The organism is Massilia aurea (assembly GCF_040790145.1).
GTDB classification, from domain to species: Bacteria; Pseudomonadota; Gammaproteobacteria; order Burkholderiales; family Burkholderiaceae_D; genus Telluria; species Telluria aurea_C.
The window spans coordinates 107481-124192 of the sequence record NZ_JBFMMP010000014.1; the positions used below are offsets into that span (position 1 = coordinate 107481).

Genomic DNA, 16712 nt, shown 5'->3' on the forward strand with positions numbered 1-16712 from the left:
ACGACGTTCTCGGATTTTGTATGCCGATGGGAAATTCGTGGCGAGAGTGCCATTAAATTTCGTGTGGAGATTTATTCCCATGCGGCGCCTGCCGTGGCATGAACGCGACAGTCCTCCACGGGCGTAATGGCCGGGTCAACGGATGCGATTCGCTTGACCGCATGGCGCCTGCACGCGAAGATGGCCGCATGAACAAACTCTTACTATTGCTGCTAGTCAGCTGCGCCGCCTGCACGACCCAGGCGCAAGGCCCCGTCCGCGCCCAGGTCAAGGGCGAAACCTCCATCAGCAGGGCGCCTGCGGCCACGCTGGCCGACATCCGGCGCCAGATCGGCACCCCGACCTGTAGCGACAACGCGCAATGCCGCTCGCTGCCGGTGGGCGCCATGGCGTGCGGCGGTCCGCAGGAATACCTGGCGTATTCCACGCAAAAGAGCGACGCCAATGCGCTGCGCGCGCTGTCCGAACGCTCGTACGCCGAAACCAAGGCCGAGCTCACGGCCAGCGGCGCGGTCTCGACCTGCATGCTCAAGGCCGATCCAGGTGCGGTATGCGTAGCAGGTACCTGCCAGCTGGGCAACGGCGCGCCAGCCAACTAAATTTTTCTCGCAACAAAGACAAAGCGCGCCGAGGCGCGCTTTGTCTTTTGACACCAATTAATTACACCATCTCAATTCGCTTACCGGCCGAGGTCTTTCTTGCGCTGGCTTGCCACTGCCCGCGGGATTGGCCCGTCCGTTTCGACCTGCACGAGCGTGGTCGTGGCGATGGCGCCGCTTGGTTCGAGCAGGCGAATCGCGCCCAGGTGACGTGTGCCGATTGGCAGCCCCGACCAGCTCGTGGTGACCGTCGCCGTGCCGCCGACGTATACCTGGCTTGGTACCAGTGCCTTGAAGTTGTAGGCGCGATCGGTCGTGCTGACGACGCCGGCATGCAGGCCGAAACCGATCACGTCCCCGTCCACGGTATCGTAGCCCAGCGTGCACACCGTATAGGTGCCGGCGCCTGGCGAGATCAACGTGACCATCTCGTCCGACGTGCCGTTGCCCGAGTAGCCCACGTCGACGTTTGCACCGTCGAGCACGAGCAGGTCGAGGTCATTCATGCCGTTGCCCGTGGTGTCGCGATCGAACAGTTCGAAGCGCGCCACCATCGCATTGGCCGGCACGACCACGCGTGATACGGACACGCCTGGCACGCCGGCCAGGCAGGCCTGCCGCATCGTTTCCCGGCTCGCGAAGACGCCCTGGTCGGCTGTGTCCACGGTGCCGGCAAGGCGGTTGATTTCCTTCATGCCGCCGGCCGTCACGCCCATCTTGCCCGCGAAACCGGTGCTGATGGAGAACGACTTGCCGCCGCTGGCACGGTCGCTCACGACCATGGCGGGCGCCGAGATCAGGCGGCCTGAACGGGCCACGATCGGGCTGCGCACGCGGTGGGCGCCGTCCGACCAGGTCAGCGAACCGAACTGCCACACATCGTCCGCGGCGTTGGTGCGCGTGAGCACCACGCTGTATTGGCGCGTCGCGCCGGCCGGCACCACCAGCGTGGCCGGGCTCACTGTGGCGGTGAAGCCCGTGATGGCCACTGTCGGCGTGTAGGTCGAATCGCTGGCGCTGACATTGGTCACCGAGCGGTTGACGGTGACCGTGCCCAGCACGTTGCCGACCGCGATCGATGGCAGGTTCAGGTCGTAGCCGGCAATGCTGCCAGCGCCGCACTGGGCCGCAACACCCGCGCCGCACATGTATTTGCGATAGTCGAGCTCGGTGATGTCGTACACCAGACCCGGATTGACCGCCGCGTTCGGGTTCACGTGGCCCGCACCCTGGCCGAACGGGAGCCGGCCGCGCGTGTCGCCGGAGTCGATCGCATCAGGGGCGGTGTCGGTGGCGCTCGTCATCAGGGCCGACTTGATCATGGCTGGGGACCAATCTGGATAACGCTGGCGCAGCAGGGCGGCCAGGCCGGCCACGTGCGGGCTCGACATCGACGTGCCCTGGTACGACGCCCAGGCCAGCGGCACCGGTGCGAGCGTGCCGGTGGTCAAGGACAGGCGCTGGGCCTCGGTCAGGTCCGGCGAGACGGCGGCGATGATGTCCACGCCGGGCGCGGTCAGGTCGGGCTTGAGCACGTTCGGGTCATAGCGGTTCGGGCCGCGCAACGAGAAACTGGCCATCATCGGCGCCGGCACGCTCGAGGTGCCGATGACGAAGGTCGAAATCGACGCGGTGGCGCCAGGCGTCGCGGCATACGTTCTGATCGCGGCCCCGTCGGTGGCGGTGACGTGCACCGTCGGTACCGCATGCACTTCAGCCACCAGGCCGGCGCCGTTGTCGATCTGGACCATGCCGACGCCGCCGGCTTCCTGCACGGCCAGGCTCTTGTCCACGCGCGCATTGGTGCCGCGGGTGCAGGTGACGATCTTGCCGGTCACCTTGGCCGGATCGAGCACGGGCTGGCCGCCGTTGCTGCCGGCGCTGTAGCACAGGGCCGAGAACACCGGGTTCGCGCCCGGCAGGGCGGCCGATTCGGCGGTGATGACCGGCGCCGGCCCCACCGCCGTCGAATTCATCGACGCGCCGCGATAGCTGGCGCCGTTGCCGAGGGTGACCGTGGCCTGCAGTTCACGGTTGTGGGTCGAGGCGGCAACCGTCGCCTGCCACGGGCTGATGTGGGCGACCGAATTCGCCGGACCGGCGTTGCCGGCCGAGGCGGCGACGAACACGCCGGCGTTCGAGGCATTGAAGAAGGCTTGCTCGACCGGGTCGATGATCGACTCGCCGCCACTGATCGAGTAATTGATCACGTGCACGCCATCAACCACGGCTTTCTCGATGGCCGCCACGCTGTCGCCAATGAAGCAGGCGTTGCGCCGGCCATTGGCCTGGGCCGGATCGAGATAGGTCCAGCACACCTTGTACGAAGCGATCCGCGCGCGCGGCGCCATGCCGCTCATCTCGCCGATGGGAACGCCACCGACGATCGCGGTCGAGCGGGCATTGCCGCCGGCCGTGGTCGAGGTGTGGGTGCCGTGGCCGCCTTCGCCGGTGGTGCCGCCGATCGAATCGCGTGGCGACGAATTGAACTCGGTCCAGTGGCTGACACGGCTGCCCGAGCGGTAGGTGGCGTCGAAATACTGGGCGCCGATCAGCTTGTTGTTGCAATCGGCGGCGGTAAAGCCTTCGCCGGTCTGGCACGTGCCTTGCCAGCGCGAAGGCGGCGCGTCGTACGCGACCGTGCCGCTGGTGGCGAAGGTCGGCTTGCCGTTGGCGTCAACGCGGTCGGCATACGATGGGTGCTCGGGCCAGATGCCGCCATCGACGATGCCGATGATGATGTCTTCGCCGGCAGCGCCCTGGCCGCCCAGTTGCGACCACAGGCCGCCCGGTCGATCGAGGCCCAGGAAAGTCGGGGTGTAGGTGGTGGTCAGTTCGCGCGGCACGTCGGGCGAGATCGTGACCACGTCGGTGCGCCCCAGCAGGGTGCGCACTTCGGCGTCGGTCAACATGGCGGCAAAGCCGTTCAGCACCACGCTGTACGCATGCAGCACCGGGGCGCCGGCAACGACGGCGCGCACGGCCGCCTGCTTGCGGATCAGGTAGGTGTTGTACAGCACGACATTCTGGGTCGCGAGGTCGAGACGGGCGCCAGCGACCGGCTGGGTAGCGGGCATGCCCGCGATGTCCCCAAGGTAGCCGGCAACCGGCCTGTCGGCCAGTTGCACGATATAGGGGCGGCGCACGTCGTCGGCCTGGACGGTGATCGTCAGGCTGGACAAGACCAGCAGTACCGCTGCGGAAAGTGGACGGAGTGTCATGATGGTTCGTTCCTTGGAGGCGTTGTGGGGATCAGGCGCTGGCGACGTGATTGTTCCTGCGGCGGCGGGCACCGGCGGCCAGGCCGGCCAGGCCGAGGCCGAACAGCAGGGCGCTCGCCGGTTCGGGCACGTCGGCGACCTCGGCCAGCTCCAGGTTCACGTTATCGATCGCAAACTGTCCCTGGTTGGTGCCGAACGGCGAGCAATTTCCCGAGAGGTTGCAAACAAAACCGAACAAGGCGATTTCCACGAACGCCAGCTGGCTGAATGCACCCAGGCCGTAGGCGCCGAACTCGAAGCCGCCGCTCGACGGCCCGTCCAGGGCCAGCGTCACGATGGATGAGGTGCCATCGGCGTGAAAGCCTTGCGCGCGCAGCAGCCCGGCCACCGCTGGATAACCGCCCAGTTCGGTTGTGTGGCCGATGAAGCTGGCGTCCAGGCCCAGCATGCGGAACGGATTATCGTCATCGGCGGTGATCCAGACGACGCTGTCGTTGAACGCGCCGTAGTACCTGCTCGCATTATTCACCGGGCACGCCATGTCGCAGGCCCACGGGTCGCTGCCATCGACAAAGGCGCCCACCGCGCTGCTGCTGTCGGCACCGAGGCGGTTGGCGTCGAAGTACATCGAAAAGCCCGACTCCTGATAGCTTTCGCCATGCGCGACGGCGCCATAGCCGCTCTCGAAGCCGATGGTTGCGGCCTGGGCCGGCGCGGCCAGGGCGGCAGCGCCGCAGAACGTTGCAAAGGTAAGGCTGAAGGTCGGTGAAGCCAATCGCGCGTGCCGGGTCATGATGTGCCTTTGTCGTTGAAATGTTTCTCGCCCGATACGGCGAGACGTGGTGGGGGGGGCTACCTGGCGTTACGTTGCCAATAAATATTTCAATAGAAACAACTTAAGTTTAAAAAATTTCAACGATAAAAATTTTGAGATTTGATAAATATCATTGATTAAATTTGGCGTTGACTGCGGGTGATCTTTGTTTTGTCGCTTTATGTCATACGGATGATTTCTGGATTGTTACTAAAGGTAAGAAGGCTCATCGCCGTATGCGTGGGGTCACCGGTTTTCCATTGGGGTGCTATCGCTAAACAAGAGTTGTCCTCGTGCTATGCAGCGTGTTACCGTTCAGAGGGATTTATTCAGTGAAGTAAACGAGGAGTCGGTCGATGGTTTTTGCTATGAAACGGGGCGCCGCACATCGCAGCGCCGGGTTCACGTTGCTGGAGTTGCTGGTGGTGATCGTGATCATCGGTTTGCTGGCTGCCTATGTCGGCCCGAAGTATTTCTCCCAGCTCGGCAAATCCGAAGTTACCGCGGCCAAGGCCCAGATCGACGCGTTCGACAAGACGCTCGATACCTACCGGCTCGACGTCGGCCGTTACCCGACCACCGAAGAAGGCCTGGCCGCGCTGATGACGGCGCCACCGAGCGCCGGTGTCAAATGGAATGGTCCTTACCTAAAGAAAGCCGTCCCACCCGACCCCTGGGGCAACCCGTACCAGTACCGCGCGCCCGGCGCCCGGGCCGAGTACGAAGTGCTCTCGCTCGGCAAGGATGGCCAACCCGGCGGCGCCGGCGACAACGCCGACATCACGTCGAACTGAACGACGTTTTTCGCATCACCCACCTGACAGCGCCGCCCATGCAGTTCGCCGTTCGCACCCTTGCGCCCGACATGTCGATCGCCAACCTCGTCGTCGATGCGCTCGACGCGCAGGATGCGCGCCGCCAGGTCGAGGCGCGCGGACTGTTCGTCAGCGCCGTCGAACCGGCGCGTGGCGCGCGCCTGGCCAGTTCGCGCGGCGCCAGGCTGTCCCTCGTCCTGTTCAGCCAAGAGCTGCTGGCGCTCCTGAATGCGGGCCTGGGCATCGTCGAGAGCCTCGAAGCGTTGCTGGAAAAGGAAAGCGCCGCGCCCACCCGCGCCGTGCTCGAACGGCTGCTCGGAGGGCTGCGTGAAGGCAAGCGTTTTTCGGCCGTGCTGGCGGCCCAGCCGACGCTGTTCCCGCCGCTGTACATCGGCATCGTGCGCGCCGCCGAAGGCACCAGCGACCTGCCGCGCGCGCTCACGCGCTACATCGACTACCAACAGCGCATCGACACCGTGCGCGCGAAAATCGTCAGCGCCTCGATCTATCCGCTGATCCTGTTGATGGTGGGTGGGGGTGTCAGTGGCTTCCTGATCGGCTATGTCGTGCCCAAATTCGCCGAGGTGTACCAGGGCGCGGGGCGCAACCTGCCGTGGATGTCGCAGCTGCTGCTTGACTGGGGCCAGTTCGCATCCGGCCATGGTACGGCGATCCTGATCGGCACCGTGCTCGCGATCGCCGCCATCGTGGCCGGCGTTCGCCACCTGCGCCGCAGCGGCGACATGGGCCGCCTGCTGCGGCGCGTGCCGGGCATCGGCGAGCGTGCGCGCGTGTATGAACTCTCGCGCCTGTACCTGACGCTTGGCATGCTCACCGAGGGCGGCATCACGATCGTCGGCGCCATCGATACCGTGCAGCAGATGGTGTCCCCGCATCTGGCGAAGAACCTGCAAGCCGCGCGCGCGGCGATCGAGTCGGGCCAGCCGATGTCGAACGCGTTCGAGGCCAATGGCCTGACCACGCCGATCTCGCTGCGCATGCTGCGCGTGGGCGAGCGCACCGGCGAGATGGGGCCAATGCTGACCCAGTCGGCGGCGTTCTACGACGGCGAGATCGGGCGCTGGATCGACCGCTTCACGCGTACCTTCGAGCCGCTCCTGATGGCCGCCATCGGCCTGGTTGTCGGCGCCATCGTGGTGCTGCTGTACATGCCGATCTTCGACCTGGCCGGAGACATGTCGTGACCGCGCACCTCGACATCGTGGCCGGTGAACCGTTCGATGCCGCGATCCTGGCACAGGCCCGCGCGGCGGCGACCGTGTCGCGCCGGGGCCTGGTGGCCGAACTGGAAGCGCTGAGCGGCCGCGGGCCGCGCGACCTGGTGCACGGCCTGGCCGCGCTGTTCGCGCTGCCGGTGATGGAAACAGGCGAGATGCTGCTGCTCGCACCGGCGTTCGACCTGCTGCCGCTGGCGCAGGCCTTGTCGCGCCACTGCGCGCTGCTGCGCCACGCCGATGGTCGCCTGGTCGGCGTGGTGGCCGATCCGTTCGATCTCGACCTGCAGACATGGCTCGGCGCCCAGGCCCGCGCCACGCCTGGCCGACCCCTTGCACTGTGCCTGGCGCAGCAGGCCGACATCCAGGCCTACCTCTCCAAGCAAGAAGAGTCAGCGCGCGCCGTCGACTCGCTCGTGGGCGGCGCCGCCGACGGCCGGCGCGACGGCAAGATCGGCACCGTGCTGTCGTTCGCGTCGGTGTCCGAAGCGGGCAGCCCGGCCGTCAAGCTGGTCAACTCCACGCTGTACGATGCGCTGAAAGCCGGCGCCTCCGACATCCACCTCGAAAGCACGGCCGGCGGCCTGGCCGTGAAGTACCGCGTCGACGGGGTGCTCGATCACGCCACGACGGTGGGCGGCATCGAGCTGGCCGAGCACATCATCTCGCGCCTGAAGGTGCTGGCCGAACTCGATATCGCGGAACGCCGCGTGCCGCAGGACGGCAGCTTCCGGGTCGAGGCGGCCGGGCGCGACATCGACCTGCGCGTATCGATCATGCCGAGCATCCACGGCGAAGACGCGGTGATTCGCATTCTGGACAAGCGCGCGATGATCGAAGCGTATGGCTCGCTGACCCTCGAGGCGCTGGGATTCGATGCGCCGTCGCTCGTCACGCTGCGCCACCTGGCCCAGGAAGCCTACGGCATGCTGCTGGTGACGGGCCCCACCGGTTCGGGCAAGACCACCACGCTGTATGCGGCGCTGACCGAAATCCATAACGGGCGCGAGAAGATCATCACCATCGAAGACCCGGTGGAGTACCAGCTGCCCGGCATCCTGCAAATCCCGGTCAATGAAAAAAAGGGGCTGACCTTCGCCAAGGGCTTGCGCTCGATCCTGCGCCATGACCCCGACAAGATCATGGTCGGCGAGATCCGCGACCGCGAGACCGCCGAAATCGCCGTGCAGTCGGCGCTGACCGGTCACCTCGTGCTGACGACTGTCCACGCCAACAATGTGTTCGACGTGTTCGGCCGCTTTACCCACATGGGGATCGACCCGTACGCGTTCGTCTCGGCCCTGAACGGCATCTGGGCCCAGCGCCTGATCCGCATGAATTGCCCGCGTTGCGGCGAGCGGCACGAGCCGACCGACGCCGAGCTGGCATCGGTGCACCTCGAGCGCGCCGAGGTTGGCGACTACCTGTTCATGCGCGGCAAAGGCTGCGGCGATTGTCGTGGCACCGGCTACAAGGGCCGCCGCTCGATCGCCGAAATCCTGACCCTGAACGACGAAATTCGTGAACTGATCGTCGACAAGCAGCCTATCCGCCGCATCAAGGCCGCGGCCCACGCCAACGGCACCCGCAGCCTGCGCCTGGCCGCCCTTGACCTGGTGCGGCGCGGCGCCACCACCATCGACGAGATCAAGCGAGTGACACTGCATGCTTAGGCGGACTATCCGGCGCTTCGGACAAACCCTGCGACTGGGCGTCGCCAGCGACGGCCTGGCGCTGGTCCGGGTTAACCGCCTGTTCGGCGGCGCGCCCGTGCTGCTGGCCGAGCAGCGGCTGGACCTGTTCGCGCCGGACGCGCTGGCCCTCGGCCTGCGCGCGCTGTTCGCCGACCATGCGCCCGCCGGCTGGACCGTGAGCGTGGTGCTGGCCGACGAATTGATCCGCTTGTGGCAAGTCACGCCACCGCAGGGCGCCACGCGCATGGGCGACCTGGAAGGGGCGGCCACGCTGCGCTTCCAGCACCTGTTCGGGGCCGCCCCCGCCGAATGGGTGATCCGCGCCGACTGGGATGCGGCGAGGCCGTTCCTGGCCAGCGCGGCGCCACTGAACCTGCTCGACGGCTTGATGCTGGCTGCCGATGCGCACCGGTTTCACCTGGTCGAGCTCAAGCCGCAATTCGTGGCCTCGCTCAATCGCTGGCGCCAGGCACGCCGGCCGGGGGCGTGGTTCGGCCAGGTGCACGGTGGCGTGCTCTCGCTGGCCGCTTATGACGGCGCAACGCTCGCTGCCGTGCGCAGCAGCCCGATTCCGGCTGGCGCCGACCGCGACTGGCTCGAAGCGCACGTGGCGCGCGAAGCGCTGCGCGTGGGCGTCGGCCGGCCCGAACGCCTGCAACTGTGCGGCGCCGCGCCGGCTGCCTGGGGCAGCAGCCCGGGGCGCCTGAAGTTCGCCTGCAGCCTGTTCGAAGATAACGCCGGCGACGGCTGGTCCGACCTGGCACGCCTGGCGCGCACGGGAGCCGCCACATGAAACGCACCCGCATCGATTTCGCCCCACCAGGCTTGCGCCGCACGCTGTTTCGCGCGCCGCCGCGCCTGATTTTCTTTTTGCCGGCGGTGCTGGCGTTGTGCGTGCCTGCCATGTTGATGACCCAGCGCTATCTGGACCAGCAGCAGGAACTGAAGGACCTGCAGGCCGCGCTGGCCGCGCGCAGTGCGCCGCCGCCAGTCGTGGTGGCGGCGGCGCCCAAGGTGGCGCTTGCGCCAGCGCAGGTCAGCGCCGTCAACGCCGCCGTGCTGCAACTGAACCTGCCGTGGCGCGACCTTGCCGCGGCGCTGGGCGACGCCACGCCGGCCTCGATCGCGCTGCTGGCGCTGGAACCCGACGCCAGGCGCCGCACACTGCGCATTTCCGCCGAGGCGAAAAACAGCGACGACATGCTGGCCTACGTCGCGCGCCTGCAGGCCGAAGACTGGTTCACGAGCGTGGTGCTGATGCGCCATGAAGTCATGCTGGAAGACCCGAACCGGCCGCTGCGCTTCCAGGTCAGCGTGGGCTGGGGGACGCCATGACGCTTGCCACCTTGCTACTACGCGCACGCCTGCTGCTCGCCCGGATCAACCCAGTCGTGGCGCTCGTCGCCGCGCTGGCCGTTGCCGGCGCGGCCGTGCAGGTCGCGCTGATTCCGCTGCGCGCGCAGCTCGATGACGACTACGAGGCCGCGCGCCGTCTCGCGCGCACGCCGTTGCCAGCGCGCCCGGCGCCGCTCGCGCCGCCGCCGGGCAGCGACCAGAACCTGGCGCAGTTCTACGCCACGCTGGGCGATGCGCGCGGCGTCGATCGCCAATTGCAAGCCGTGTTCGCACTGGCTGCGCGCCATGGCCTGACGCTGGAGCAGGGCGAGTACCGCGCCACGCGGGACCGCAACGCCAGGCTGGTGGCGTACCAGGTCAACCTGCCGGTCAAGGGCAGTTACGGGGCGATCTGGGGCTTCGCGATGGACGTGCTGCGCGCGATCCCGCATGCGGCGCTCGACGATGTGGCCTTCCGCCGCGAGACGGTCGGCGAGGCCGGCGTCGATGCGCGCCTGCGCCTGACCCTGTATCTCGCCGAGCGCGGCACAATCCCGGGAGGCACGCCATGAAGCCGCGTCACATCGTGATGGGCGGCGCGCTGGCGCTGGCCGCCGGCCTGGTGGTCTTTGGCGACAACACGCCCGAAGATACGCTGGCCGCGCCGGCCGAGCGCGTGGCGGCTGCGCCCGCAGTTGCGCCCGCTGCTGCGCCGGCGCGCAGCATGGCGCTGGCGAAGCCGCAGGCCGACACCGCCATTGCCCGCCTGATCCCGCGCGAAACACTGATCGGCGCTGAGGGCGACCGCTTCGGCGACAGCGAGAACGCCCTGTTCGCGCGCCACGACTGGACGCCGGCCCCGCCGCCGCCATCGAACGCGCCGCCACCGGCACCGCCGCCGCCCATGGCGCCGCCTTTGCCGTTCAAGTACATCGGCAAGTCGCTCCAGGACGGCGTGTGGGAAATCTACCTGGCCCGCAACGACCGTACTTACCTCGTGCGCGATGGCGCGACGATCGACGGCGCGTACCGCGTCGATGCGATCCGTCCGCCCACGCTGACCCTGACTTACCTGCCGCTGGACCAGGTCCAGCAGCTCAATATTGGAGTATTCGATTGATGGCCCGTTTGCCGATGCAGGGTTTGACCTTGCTGCTGTTGCCTTTCCTTCTTGCGGGGTGCGCGGCGCAGCGTGCCTACCAGGAGGGCAACGCGCTGGTGGCCCGCGACCAGGTTGGCGCCGGCCTTGCCAAGTACCAGGAAGCCCTGGCGTCCGATCCCGGCAATCCCGAATACAAGGCGGCCTACCTGCGCGCGCGCGATGGCGCTGCGGTGCGCATGGTGGAAGCGGCCGACCGCGCGCTGGCGGCCGGGCAGGTCGACCTGGCGAATCAGGAATACCGGCGCGTGCTGACCATCGATCCGGGCAACGACCGCGCCCGCGCGGGCCTGCGCCAGGTCGAGGCCGACCGCCGGCATGCGGCCGCGCTGATCGAGGCGCGCGCCGCGTTCGAAAAGGACGACATCGACACTGCGCGCAACAAGCTGGCGGCCGTGCTGACCGAGCGTCCGGCGCACGAAGCGGCGCGCCTGCTGATGCTCGAGATCGACGAGAAGGCGGCGGCTGCGCCGTCCGGCCCGGCGGCGCTGGCGGCCAGCTACCGCAAACCGATCAGCCTCGAATTTCGCGACGCCCCGCTCAAGCAGGTGTTCGAGATCATCGCGCGCCACTCGGGCCTGAACTTCATCTTCGACAAGGACGTCAAGGCCGATACCCGCACCTCGATCTTCCTGAAGAACAGCACGGTCGAAGCGGCGGTGTACTACCTGCTCATGACCAACCAGCTCGAACGCCAGGTCATGGACGGCAACACGATCCTGATCTACCCGAACATCGCGGCCAAGCTGCGCGAGTACCAGGAGATGACGGTCAAGACCTTCTTTCTGGCGAACGCCGATGCCAAGGCGATTGCCAACACGTTCAAGACGATCCTCAAGTCGCGTGACGTGGTGGTCGATGAAAAGCTGAACCTGGTGATCCTGCGCGACAACCCGGAAGCGATCCGCATCGCCACGCAGCTGGTGGCGCTGCAGGACGTGCCGGAGCCCGAAGTCATGCTCGACGTCGAGGTGCTCGAGATCAATCGCAGCAGCGTGATGGACCTGGGGATCAACTGGCCCCAGTCGCTCGGCTTCGCGCCACTGACCTCGTACGACGGCAATCTGCTGACGATCGACCAGCTGCGTGGCCTGAACAGCAGCACGATCACGACCGGGCCGATCAGCGCCACGCTCAACGCCAGCAAGACCGACGGCGATACGACGACGCTCGCCAACCCCCGCATCCGCGTGCGCAACAGGGAAAAAGCCAAGATCGTCATCGGCGACAAGATCCCGAATATCTCGGCCACGGTGTCGTCGGGGATCGGCGGTTTCGCCTCCGATAACATCACCTATCTCGACGTGGGCCTGACGCTGAACGTCGAGCCAACCATCTACCTCAATAACGAGGTGGCGATCCGTATCAACCTCGAGGTGAGCACGCTGGGCGAGCGCGTCGAGACCCGCAATGGCACGGTGGCCTACCGCATCGGCAGCCGTTCGGCGTCCACGCTGCTGCAGCTCAAGGATGGCGAGAACCAGGTGCTCGCGGGCCTGATCAGCAATGAAGACCGCAGCAGCGGCACCAAGGTGCCGGGCGTGGGTGACCTGCCGATCGTCGGGCGCCTGTTCGGCAGCCAGACCGACAGCAGCGGGCGCACCGAGATCCTGCTGTCGATCACGCCGCGCATCGTGCGTGCGGTACAGCGTCCGCCCGCGTCGGCATCCGAATTCGGCGCCGGCACCGAAGCGAGCTTCCGCCGCCGGCCCGACAGCGTCGTGCGCGCGCCGGTGCTGCTGCCAACGCCCGGTGCGCGGCCCGCCGCGCCGGCCCTGGCGCCGCCGTCGACTGGTACGAGCGCGGTCACGACGCCGGTCGCGCCACCGCCGGCGCAAGAACCGTCGTCGACATTCTCGGTGCCGCCGTCGGCCTTGCCGGCCACGCCGCAACTGGGCTCGCCCCCATCGGCCCCGCCAGGCCAGCCAGTCACGGCGCCCGAACCTGCAACGGCCGCGCCGGAGCCCGAGGCGCAGCCAGCCGCCTATCCACCGGGCGTGACGCCGCCAGTGCCGCAGCGATGACGCATCCGGGCACGCTCGCGGGGCGCGGTTTCACGCTGATCGAGCTGCTCGTCACGCTCGCGATCCTGGGCCTGCTCGGCACCCTCGTGCTGCCGGTGGCCGAAGTGACGGTGCAGCGCCGCGACGAGCAGGAACTGCGGCGCGGCCTGCGCGAGATCCGCACCGGCCTCGATGCGTACAAGAAGGCCGCCGACGAGGGCCGCGTGGCCAAGGCTGCCGACGCCAGCGGCTATCCGGCGCGGCTGGAATTGCTGGTCCAGGGCGTGCCCGATCTGCGCAGCCCGAAGCAAGCGAAGATTTACTTCATGCGGCGCCTGCCGCGCGACCCGTTCTCGCCCGGGCGCGGTGTGGACAATGCGGACGATGGCGCCACCTGGGGCAAGCGCAGTTATGCGAGCGAGCCGGATCAACCGCAGGAAGGCGACGATGTCTATGATGTGTATTCGCGCTCCGAGCGGGTGGGGCTGAACGGCATCCCCTACAACAAATGGTGACCACGATGCGCATGCAGGCACAGAACAAGGGCCGGGGCTTCACGCTGATCGAACTGCTGGTGGTGCTGGGGATTATCGCGCTGCTGCTGACGCTGGCCCTGCCGCGCTTTTTCCCGAGCATCGACAGCGCCAAAGAGACCATCCTGGCGGACAACCTGCGCAACACGCGCCAGGTGGTCGACCAGTACCGCTCGGATACGGGGCGCTATCCCGAGTCGCTCGAGCAGCTGGTGGAGGCGCGCTACCTGCGCGAGATCCCGCTCGACCCGATCACCGAGGCGCGCGACACCTGGATCCTCGAAGCGCCGCACGAGGCAGAGCAGGGCGGGTTTGCCAACCTGCGCAGCGGCGCGCCCGGCAACGACCGGCGCGGCCGGCCCTATCTCGAATGGTAGTCGGGGGACGGATGCGAGCCAGGCGCCAGGCCGGTTTCACCTATCTGGGCCTGATCATCTTTGTGACCATCATCGGCATGGTGGGCGCGGCCACGCTCAAGATCGGCGCGCTGCTGCAGCGGGCCGCAGCCGAAGAAGAGTTGCTGGACATCGGCGCCGCCTTCAGCGCGGCCCTCGACAGTTATGCCGCCGCCACGCCGCAGGGGGCCTCGCCGTACCCGCCATCGCTCAAGGAACTGCTGAAAGACCCACGCGTGCCCGGTGTGCGCCGCCACCTGCGCAAGATTTTCGTCGACCCGCTGACCGGCAAGGCCGAGTGGGGCGTGGTGTATCTGGGCGAGGGCTCGACCGGTGTGGTCGCGGTGCACAGCCTGTCGACCGCCCCGCCGCTGAAGATCGCCAATTTCGACAGCCGGTTTGCGGGCCTGGAGAATGCAGACACGATTTCGGCGTGGCGTTTCAAGGCGCGCGATCCGGCGCTGGGGCAGGCGCCTGCACCGCCGCCTGCACAGCCACAGCCACAGCCACAGCCACAGCCGCGGCCAGAAGCGCCAGCCGCGTCACCGCAAGCGCAACCGGCTCCGCTCGATCTGCCAGCGGCGGCGCCGGCCGATGCCCCGGAGCCGGAGCTGGAAACGGAACCGGAAACAACAGAGGCGCCGGAGGATGCGCCAGCGCCCGAACCGCCGCCTGTGGACGCACGGGCGTGAGCCATATGCATCCGTTTTTGGTAGGCAGCGACAGCGTGGATTGCTATGATCGGCCGTCACCGTCGCGCTATTACTTGCGTCGACCAACGTATGAGGAGCTGCATCGATGTCTGCCCTGTCGCGCCGGTTCAAACACACCCTGTGCTGTGCTGGCGTACTCGCCTGCCTGTCGATCCCGCATGTCCACGCCGCCACGCCGGAACAATCGGTGAACGAGCTGGTGCAGCGCTTCACCACGGCGCAAAGCACCTTTGACCGCGCTGAACTTGAGGCCCTGACGGCCGAGAACTACATCGAGATATCGCCGCTGGGCGAGCTCGACCCGCGCGCCAAGATGCTCTCGTTCTATGTCAGGAAAGATGACAAGCCGCTGCCCGCGATCACCGTCGACGAGATCTCGACACGCGTGCTGGGCAATACCGGCATCGTGCTTGCGAAGGTATCGTACGGCATGACGGTTGGCGGGCAGACGCGTACGTTCTCGCTGCGCTCGACCTTCGTGGCCTTGCAAGAAGGCGGCGCGTGGAAGCTGGTGTCGGCGCAGTACACGCCGATCCGGCCAGCCGCCGCGCCTGCCCGATAGCGGCGCGCGAGGCTATCCGGCCCGGCGCCGGAAATCACGCGGCCTGAAGCCCAGCAGGGCGAGCATCGCGAAATACGTCACCGCACTGGCCACGATGATCCCGAGCAGCGCGCCGATGCGCAGGCTTGGTGTGACCTTCATTGCCGCCCAGTCGAACTGCGCCTGGCCGAACCACGCCACGGCGCCCATCGCCACTACGCCGACCGCCAGCTTGACGAAGAACTTGCCCCAGCCCGGCTGCGGCGTGTAGATGCCGCGTTTGCGCAGGCCAATGTACAGGCACGTCGCGTTGATGCACGCGCCCAGACCGATCGACAGGGCCAGGCCCGCCACGCCCATCAGCGGCACGAAGATCAGGTTCATCAACTGCGTGGCGACGAGCACGGCGACGGCGATGCGCACCGGTGTCTTGACGTCCTGGCGCGCGTAGAAGGCGGGCGCAAGGATCTTGACCAGGATGATGCCGAGCAGGCCCGCACTGTAGGCCATCAAAGGCAGTGACGAATTGACCAGCGCCGCGTCGTCGAATTTACCGTAGTGAAAGAGCGTGGCGATCATCGGCACGGCCAGCGTGGCCATGCCCACTGCTGCCGGCAGGGCCAGCAGGAACGTCAGGCGCAGGCCCCAGTTGAGCAGCGCCGCATACTCTTCGGTATCGCCTTCGCTATTGGCTTTCGACAGCGATGGCAGCAGGATCGTGCCCAGCGCCACGCCCAGCATCGCAGTGGGGAACTCCATCAGGCGGTCAGCATATTGCAGGGCCGAGACGGCGCCGGCGGCCAGGCTGGCGGCAATGCCGGTATTGATCAACAGGCTGATCTGCGCGGCGGACACGGCAAATACGGCCGGGCCCATTTTTTTTAACATGCGCCGCACGCCGGCGTCGCGCAGGCCCGTCACCGGGTTGAACGAGATGCGCGGCAGCATGCCGATCTTGACCAGCGACGGGATCTGGATCGCCACCTGCAGCAAGCCGCCGACGCAGACCGCGATTGCCATCGCATAGATCGGTTGCTCGAGATAATTGACCAGCACCAGCGACGCGAAGATGAACGACAGGTTCAGCAGCACCGGCGTGAATGCGGGAATCTTGAACTGGCGCCAGGTATTGAGGATGCCGCCGGCCAGCGCGACAAACGACATGCAGGCGATGTACGGGAACATCATCTGCGTCATGATCACCGAGGCGTCGTAGGCGCCGGGTGTGTCGCGCAGGTCGCCGGCCAGGATCATGATCAACAGCGGCGCGCCGACGATGCCGACGATGCTGGTGAGCACCGTGGCCCAGATCAGCGACGTCGCGACATGGTCGACCAGGGTCTTGGTGGCGGCCTCGCCATGCTGGGTCTTGTATTCGGACAGGATCGGCACGAACGCTTGCGAGAAGGCCCCTTCGGCAAACAGGCGGCGCAGCAGGTTGGGCAGGCGGAACGCGATGATGAAGGCGTCGGTATAGGCCGAGGCGCCGAAAGCGCGCGCGAACAGGCTTTCGCGCAAGAGGCCGGTGACGCGCGACAGCATCGTCATGCTGGAGATGGCGGCGAGGGTTCTGAGCAGGTTCATGGCGCAAGATTATACTGGTGCAACTCGGACAATACAGACAACCGGCCGACAATGTTTTGAATTTTGAATTG

16 protein-coding genes are annotated in these 16712 nt (G+C 67.0%); 13 read left to right on the forward strand and 3 right to left on the reverse strand.

Annotated features, from left to right (window positions below; all coding sequences use genetic code 11):
* Positions 1-188: 188 nt before the first annotated feature.
* Positions 189-599 (forward strand): hypothetical protein, encoded by a 411-nt coding sequence (locus tag AB2N08_RS17975; protein WP_367612259.1) that lies wholly within the window; start codon positions 189-191, stop codon positions 597-599.
* A gap of 80 nt (positions 600-679) precedes the next feature.
* On the opposite strand, the gene AB2N08_RS17980 is transcribed toward AB2N08_RS17975, so the two are convergent.
* A complete protein-coding gene (locus tag AB2N08_RS17980; protein WP_367612260.1) occupies positions 680-3820 on the reverse strand; it encodes a S8 family serine peptidase in 3141 nt (1046 codons plus the stop codon).
* 31 nt (positions 3821-3851) lie between these two features.
* Positions 3852-4613 carry an NF038120 family PEP-CTERM protein gene (locus AB2N08_RS17985; protein WP_367612261.1) on the reverse strand — a complete coding sequence of 254 codons (762 nt, stop codon included), beginning with the start codon at positions 4611-4613 and terminating at the stop codon, positions 3852-3854.
* A 377-nt stretch (positions 4614-4990) separates the two neighbouring features.
* On the opposite strand from AB2N08_RS17985, the gene gspG reads away from it, so the two are divergent.
* From gspG to AB2N08_RS18045, 12 genes are all read left to right on the forward strand, one after another.
* Complete coding sequence (gene gspG, locus AB2N08_RS17990; protein WP_367612262.1) at positions 4991-5428, forward strand: type II secretion system major pseudopilin GspG; 438 nt, start codon at positions 4991-4993, stop codon at positions 5426-5428.
* A 38-nt stretch (positions 5429-5466) separates the two neighbouring features.
* Positions 5467-6654: a type II secretion system F family protein gene (locus AB2N08_RS17995; protein WP_367612263.1), complete on the forward strand. Its 1188-nt coding sequence runs from the start codon at positions 5467-5469 to the stop codon at positions 6652-6654.
* Positions 6651-8357 carry a GspE/PulE family protein gene (locus tag AB2N08_RS18000; RefSeq protein ID WP_367612264.1) on the forward strand — a complete coding sequence of 569 codons (1707 nt, stop codon included), beginning with the start codon at positions 6651-6653 and terminating at the stop codon, positions 8355-8357. The genes AB2N08_RS17995 and AB2N08_RS18000 overlap by 4 nt, the downstream gene beginning before the upstream one ends.
* Positions 8350-9171, forward strand: coding sequence for a hypothetical protein (locus tag AB2N08_RS18005; RefSeq protein ID WP_367612265.1), 822 nt, complete (start codon positions 8350-8352; stop codon positions 9169-9171). Before AB2N08_RS18000 ends, AB2N08_RS18005 begins: the two co-directional genes overlap by 8 nt.
* A complete protein-coding gene (locus AB2N08_RS18010; RefSeq protein WP_367612266.1) occupies positions 9168-9713 on the forward strand; it encodes a PilN domain-containing protein in 546 nt (181 codons plus the stop codon). Before AB2N08_RS18005 ends, AB2N08_RS18010 begins: the two co-directional genes overlap by 4 nt.
* A complete protein-coding gene (locus AB2N08_RS18015) occupies positions 9710-10285 on the forward strand; it encodes a hypothetical protein (RefSeq protein ID WP_367612267.1) in 576 nt (191 codons plus the stop codon). The genes AB2N08_RS18010 and AB2N08_RS18015 overlap by 4 nt, the downstream gene beginning before the upstream one ends.
* Positions 10282-10833 carry a hypothetical protein gene (locus AB2N08_RS18020; protein WP_367612268.1) on the forward strand — a complete coding sequence of 184 codons (552 nt, stop codon included), beginning with the start codon at positions 10282-10284 and terminating at the stop codon, positions 10831-10833. Before AB2N08_RS18015 ends, AB2N08_RS18020 begins: the two co-directional genes overlap by 4 nt.
* A complete protein-coding gene (locus tag AB2N08_RS18025; protein WP_367612269.1) occupies positions 10833-12896 on the forward strand; it encodes a secretin N-terminal domain-containing protein in 2064 nt (687 codons plus the stop codon). Before AB2N08_RS18020 ends, AB2N08_RS18025 begins: the two co-directional genes overlap by 1 nt.
* Positions 12893-13390, forward strand: a complete 498-nt coding sequence (locus tag AB2N08_RS18030) for a type II secretion system protein (RefSeq protein WP_367612270.1) — start codon at positions 12893-12895, stop codon at positions 13388-13390. The genes AB2N08_RS18025 and AB2N08_RS18030 overlap by 4 nt, the downstream gene beginning before the upstream one ends.
* A 5-nt stretch (positions 13391-13395) precedes the next feature.
* On the forward strand, positions 13396-13785 hold the full coding sequence (locus AB2N08_RS18035) for a type II secretion system protein (RefSeq protein WP_370662435.1): 390 nt from the start codon (positions 13396-13398) through the stop codon (positions 13783-13785).
* Between the two features lie 11 nt (positions 13786-13796).
* Positions 13797-14495 (forward strand): type II secretion system protein, encoded by a 699-nt coding sequence (locus tag AB2N08_RS18040; protein WP_367612271.1) that lies wholly within the window; start codon positions 13797-13799, stop codon positions 14493-14495.
* Positions 14496-14601: 106 nt separating this feature from the next.
* Positions 14602-15078 (forward strand): nuclear transport factor 2 family protein, encoded by a 477-nt coding sequence (locus tag AB2N08_RS18045; protein WP_367612272.1) that lies wholly within the window; start codon positions 14602-14604, stop codon positions 15076-15078.
* Between the two features lie 12 nt (positions 15079-15090).
* Here AB2N08_RS18045 and murJ read toward each other — a convergent pair whose 3' ends face one another.
* Positions 15091-16641, reverse strand: a complete 1551-nt coding sequence (murJ, locus tag AB2N08_RS18050; protein ID WP_367612273.1) for a murein biosynthesis integral membrane protein MurJ — start codon at positions 16639-16641, stop codon at positions 15091-15093.
* Positions 16642-16712 lie beyond the last annotated feature (71 nt).

Excerpts from the sequence above, each read along its gene's own strand:
- AB2N08_RS17975 (WP_367612259.1), top strand. The coding sequence starts at position 189 with ATGAACAAACTCTTACTATTGCTGCTAGTCAGCTGCGCCGCCTGCACG.
- AB2N08_RS17980 (WP_367612260.1), bottom strand. The coding sequence starts at position 3,820 with ATGACACTCCGTCCACTTTCCGCAGCGGTACTGCTGGTCTTGTCCAGC.
- AB2N08_RS17985 (WP_367612261.1), bottom strand. The coding sequence starts at position 4,613 with ATGACCCGGCACGCGCGATTGGCTTCACCGACCTTCAGCCTTACCTTT.
- gspG (WP_367612262.1), top strand. The coding sequence starts at position 4,991 with ATGGTTTTTGCTATGAAACGGGGCGCCGCACATCGCAGCGCCGGGTTC.
- AB2N08_RS17995 (WP_367612263.1), top strand. The coding sequence starts at position 5,467 with ATGCAGTTCGCCGTTCGCACCCTTGCGCCCGACATGTCGATCGCCAAC.
- AB2N08_RS18005 (WP_367612265.1), top strand. The coding sequence starts at position 8,350 with ATGCTTAGGCGGACTATCCGGCGCTTCGGACAAACCCTGCGACTGGGC.
- AB2N08_RS18010 (WP_367612266.1), top strand. The coding sequence starts at position 9,168 with ATGAAACGCACCCGCATCGATTTCGCCCCACCAGGCTTGCGCCGCACG.
- AB2N08_RS18015 (WP_367612267.1), top strand. The coding sequence starts at position 9,710 with ATGACGCTTGCCACCTTGCTACTACGCGCACGCCTGCTGCTCGCCCGG.
- AB2N08_RS18020 (WP_367612268.1), top strand. The coding sequence starts at position 10,282 with ATGAAGCCGCGTCACATCGTGATGGGCGGCGCGCTGGCGCTGGCCGCC.
- AB2N08_RS18025 (WP_367612269.1), top strand. The coding sequence starts at position 10,833 with ATGGCCCGTTTGCCGATGCAGGGTTTGACCTTGCTGCTGTTGCCTTTC.
- AB2N08_RS18030 (WP_367612270.1), top strand. The coding sequence starts at position 12,893 with ATGACGCATCCGGGCACGCTCGCGGGGCGCGGTTTCACGCTGATCGAG.
- AB2N08_RS18035 (WP_370662435.1), top strand. The coding sequence starts at position 13,396 with ATGCGCATGCAGGCACAGAACAAGGGCCGGGGCTTCACGCTGATCGAA.
- AB2N08_RS18040 (WP_367612271.1), top strand. The coding sequence starts at position 13,797 with ATGCGAGCCAGGCGCCAGGCCGGTTTCACCTATCTGGGCCTGATCATC.
- AB2N08_RS18045 (WP_367612272.1), top strand. The coding sequence starts at position 14,602 with ATGTCTGCCCTGTCGCGCCGGTTCAAACACACCCTGTGCTGTGCTGGC.
- murJ (WP_367612273.1), bottom strand. The coding sequence starts at position 16,641 with ATGAACCTGCTCAGAACCCTCGCCGCCATCTCCAGCATGACGATGCTG.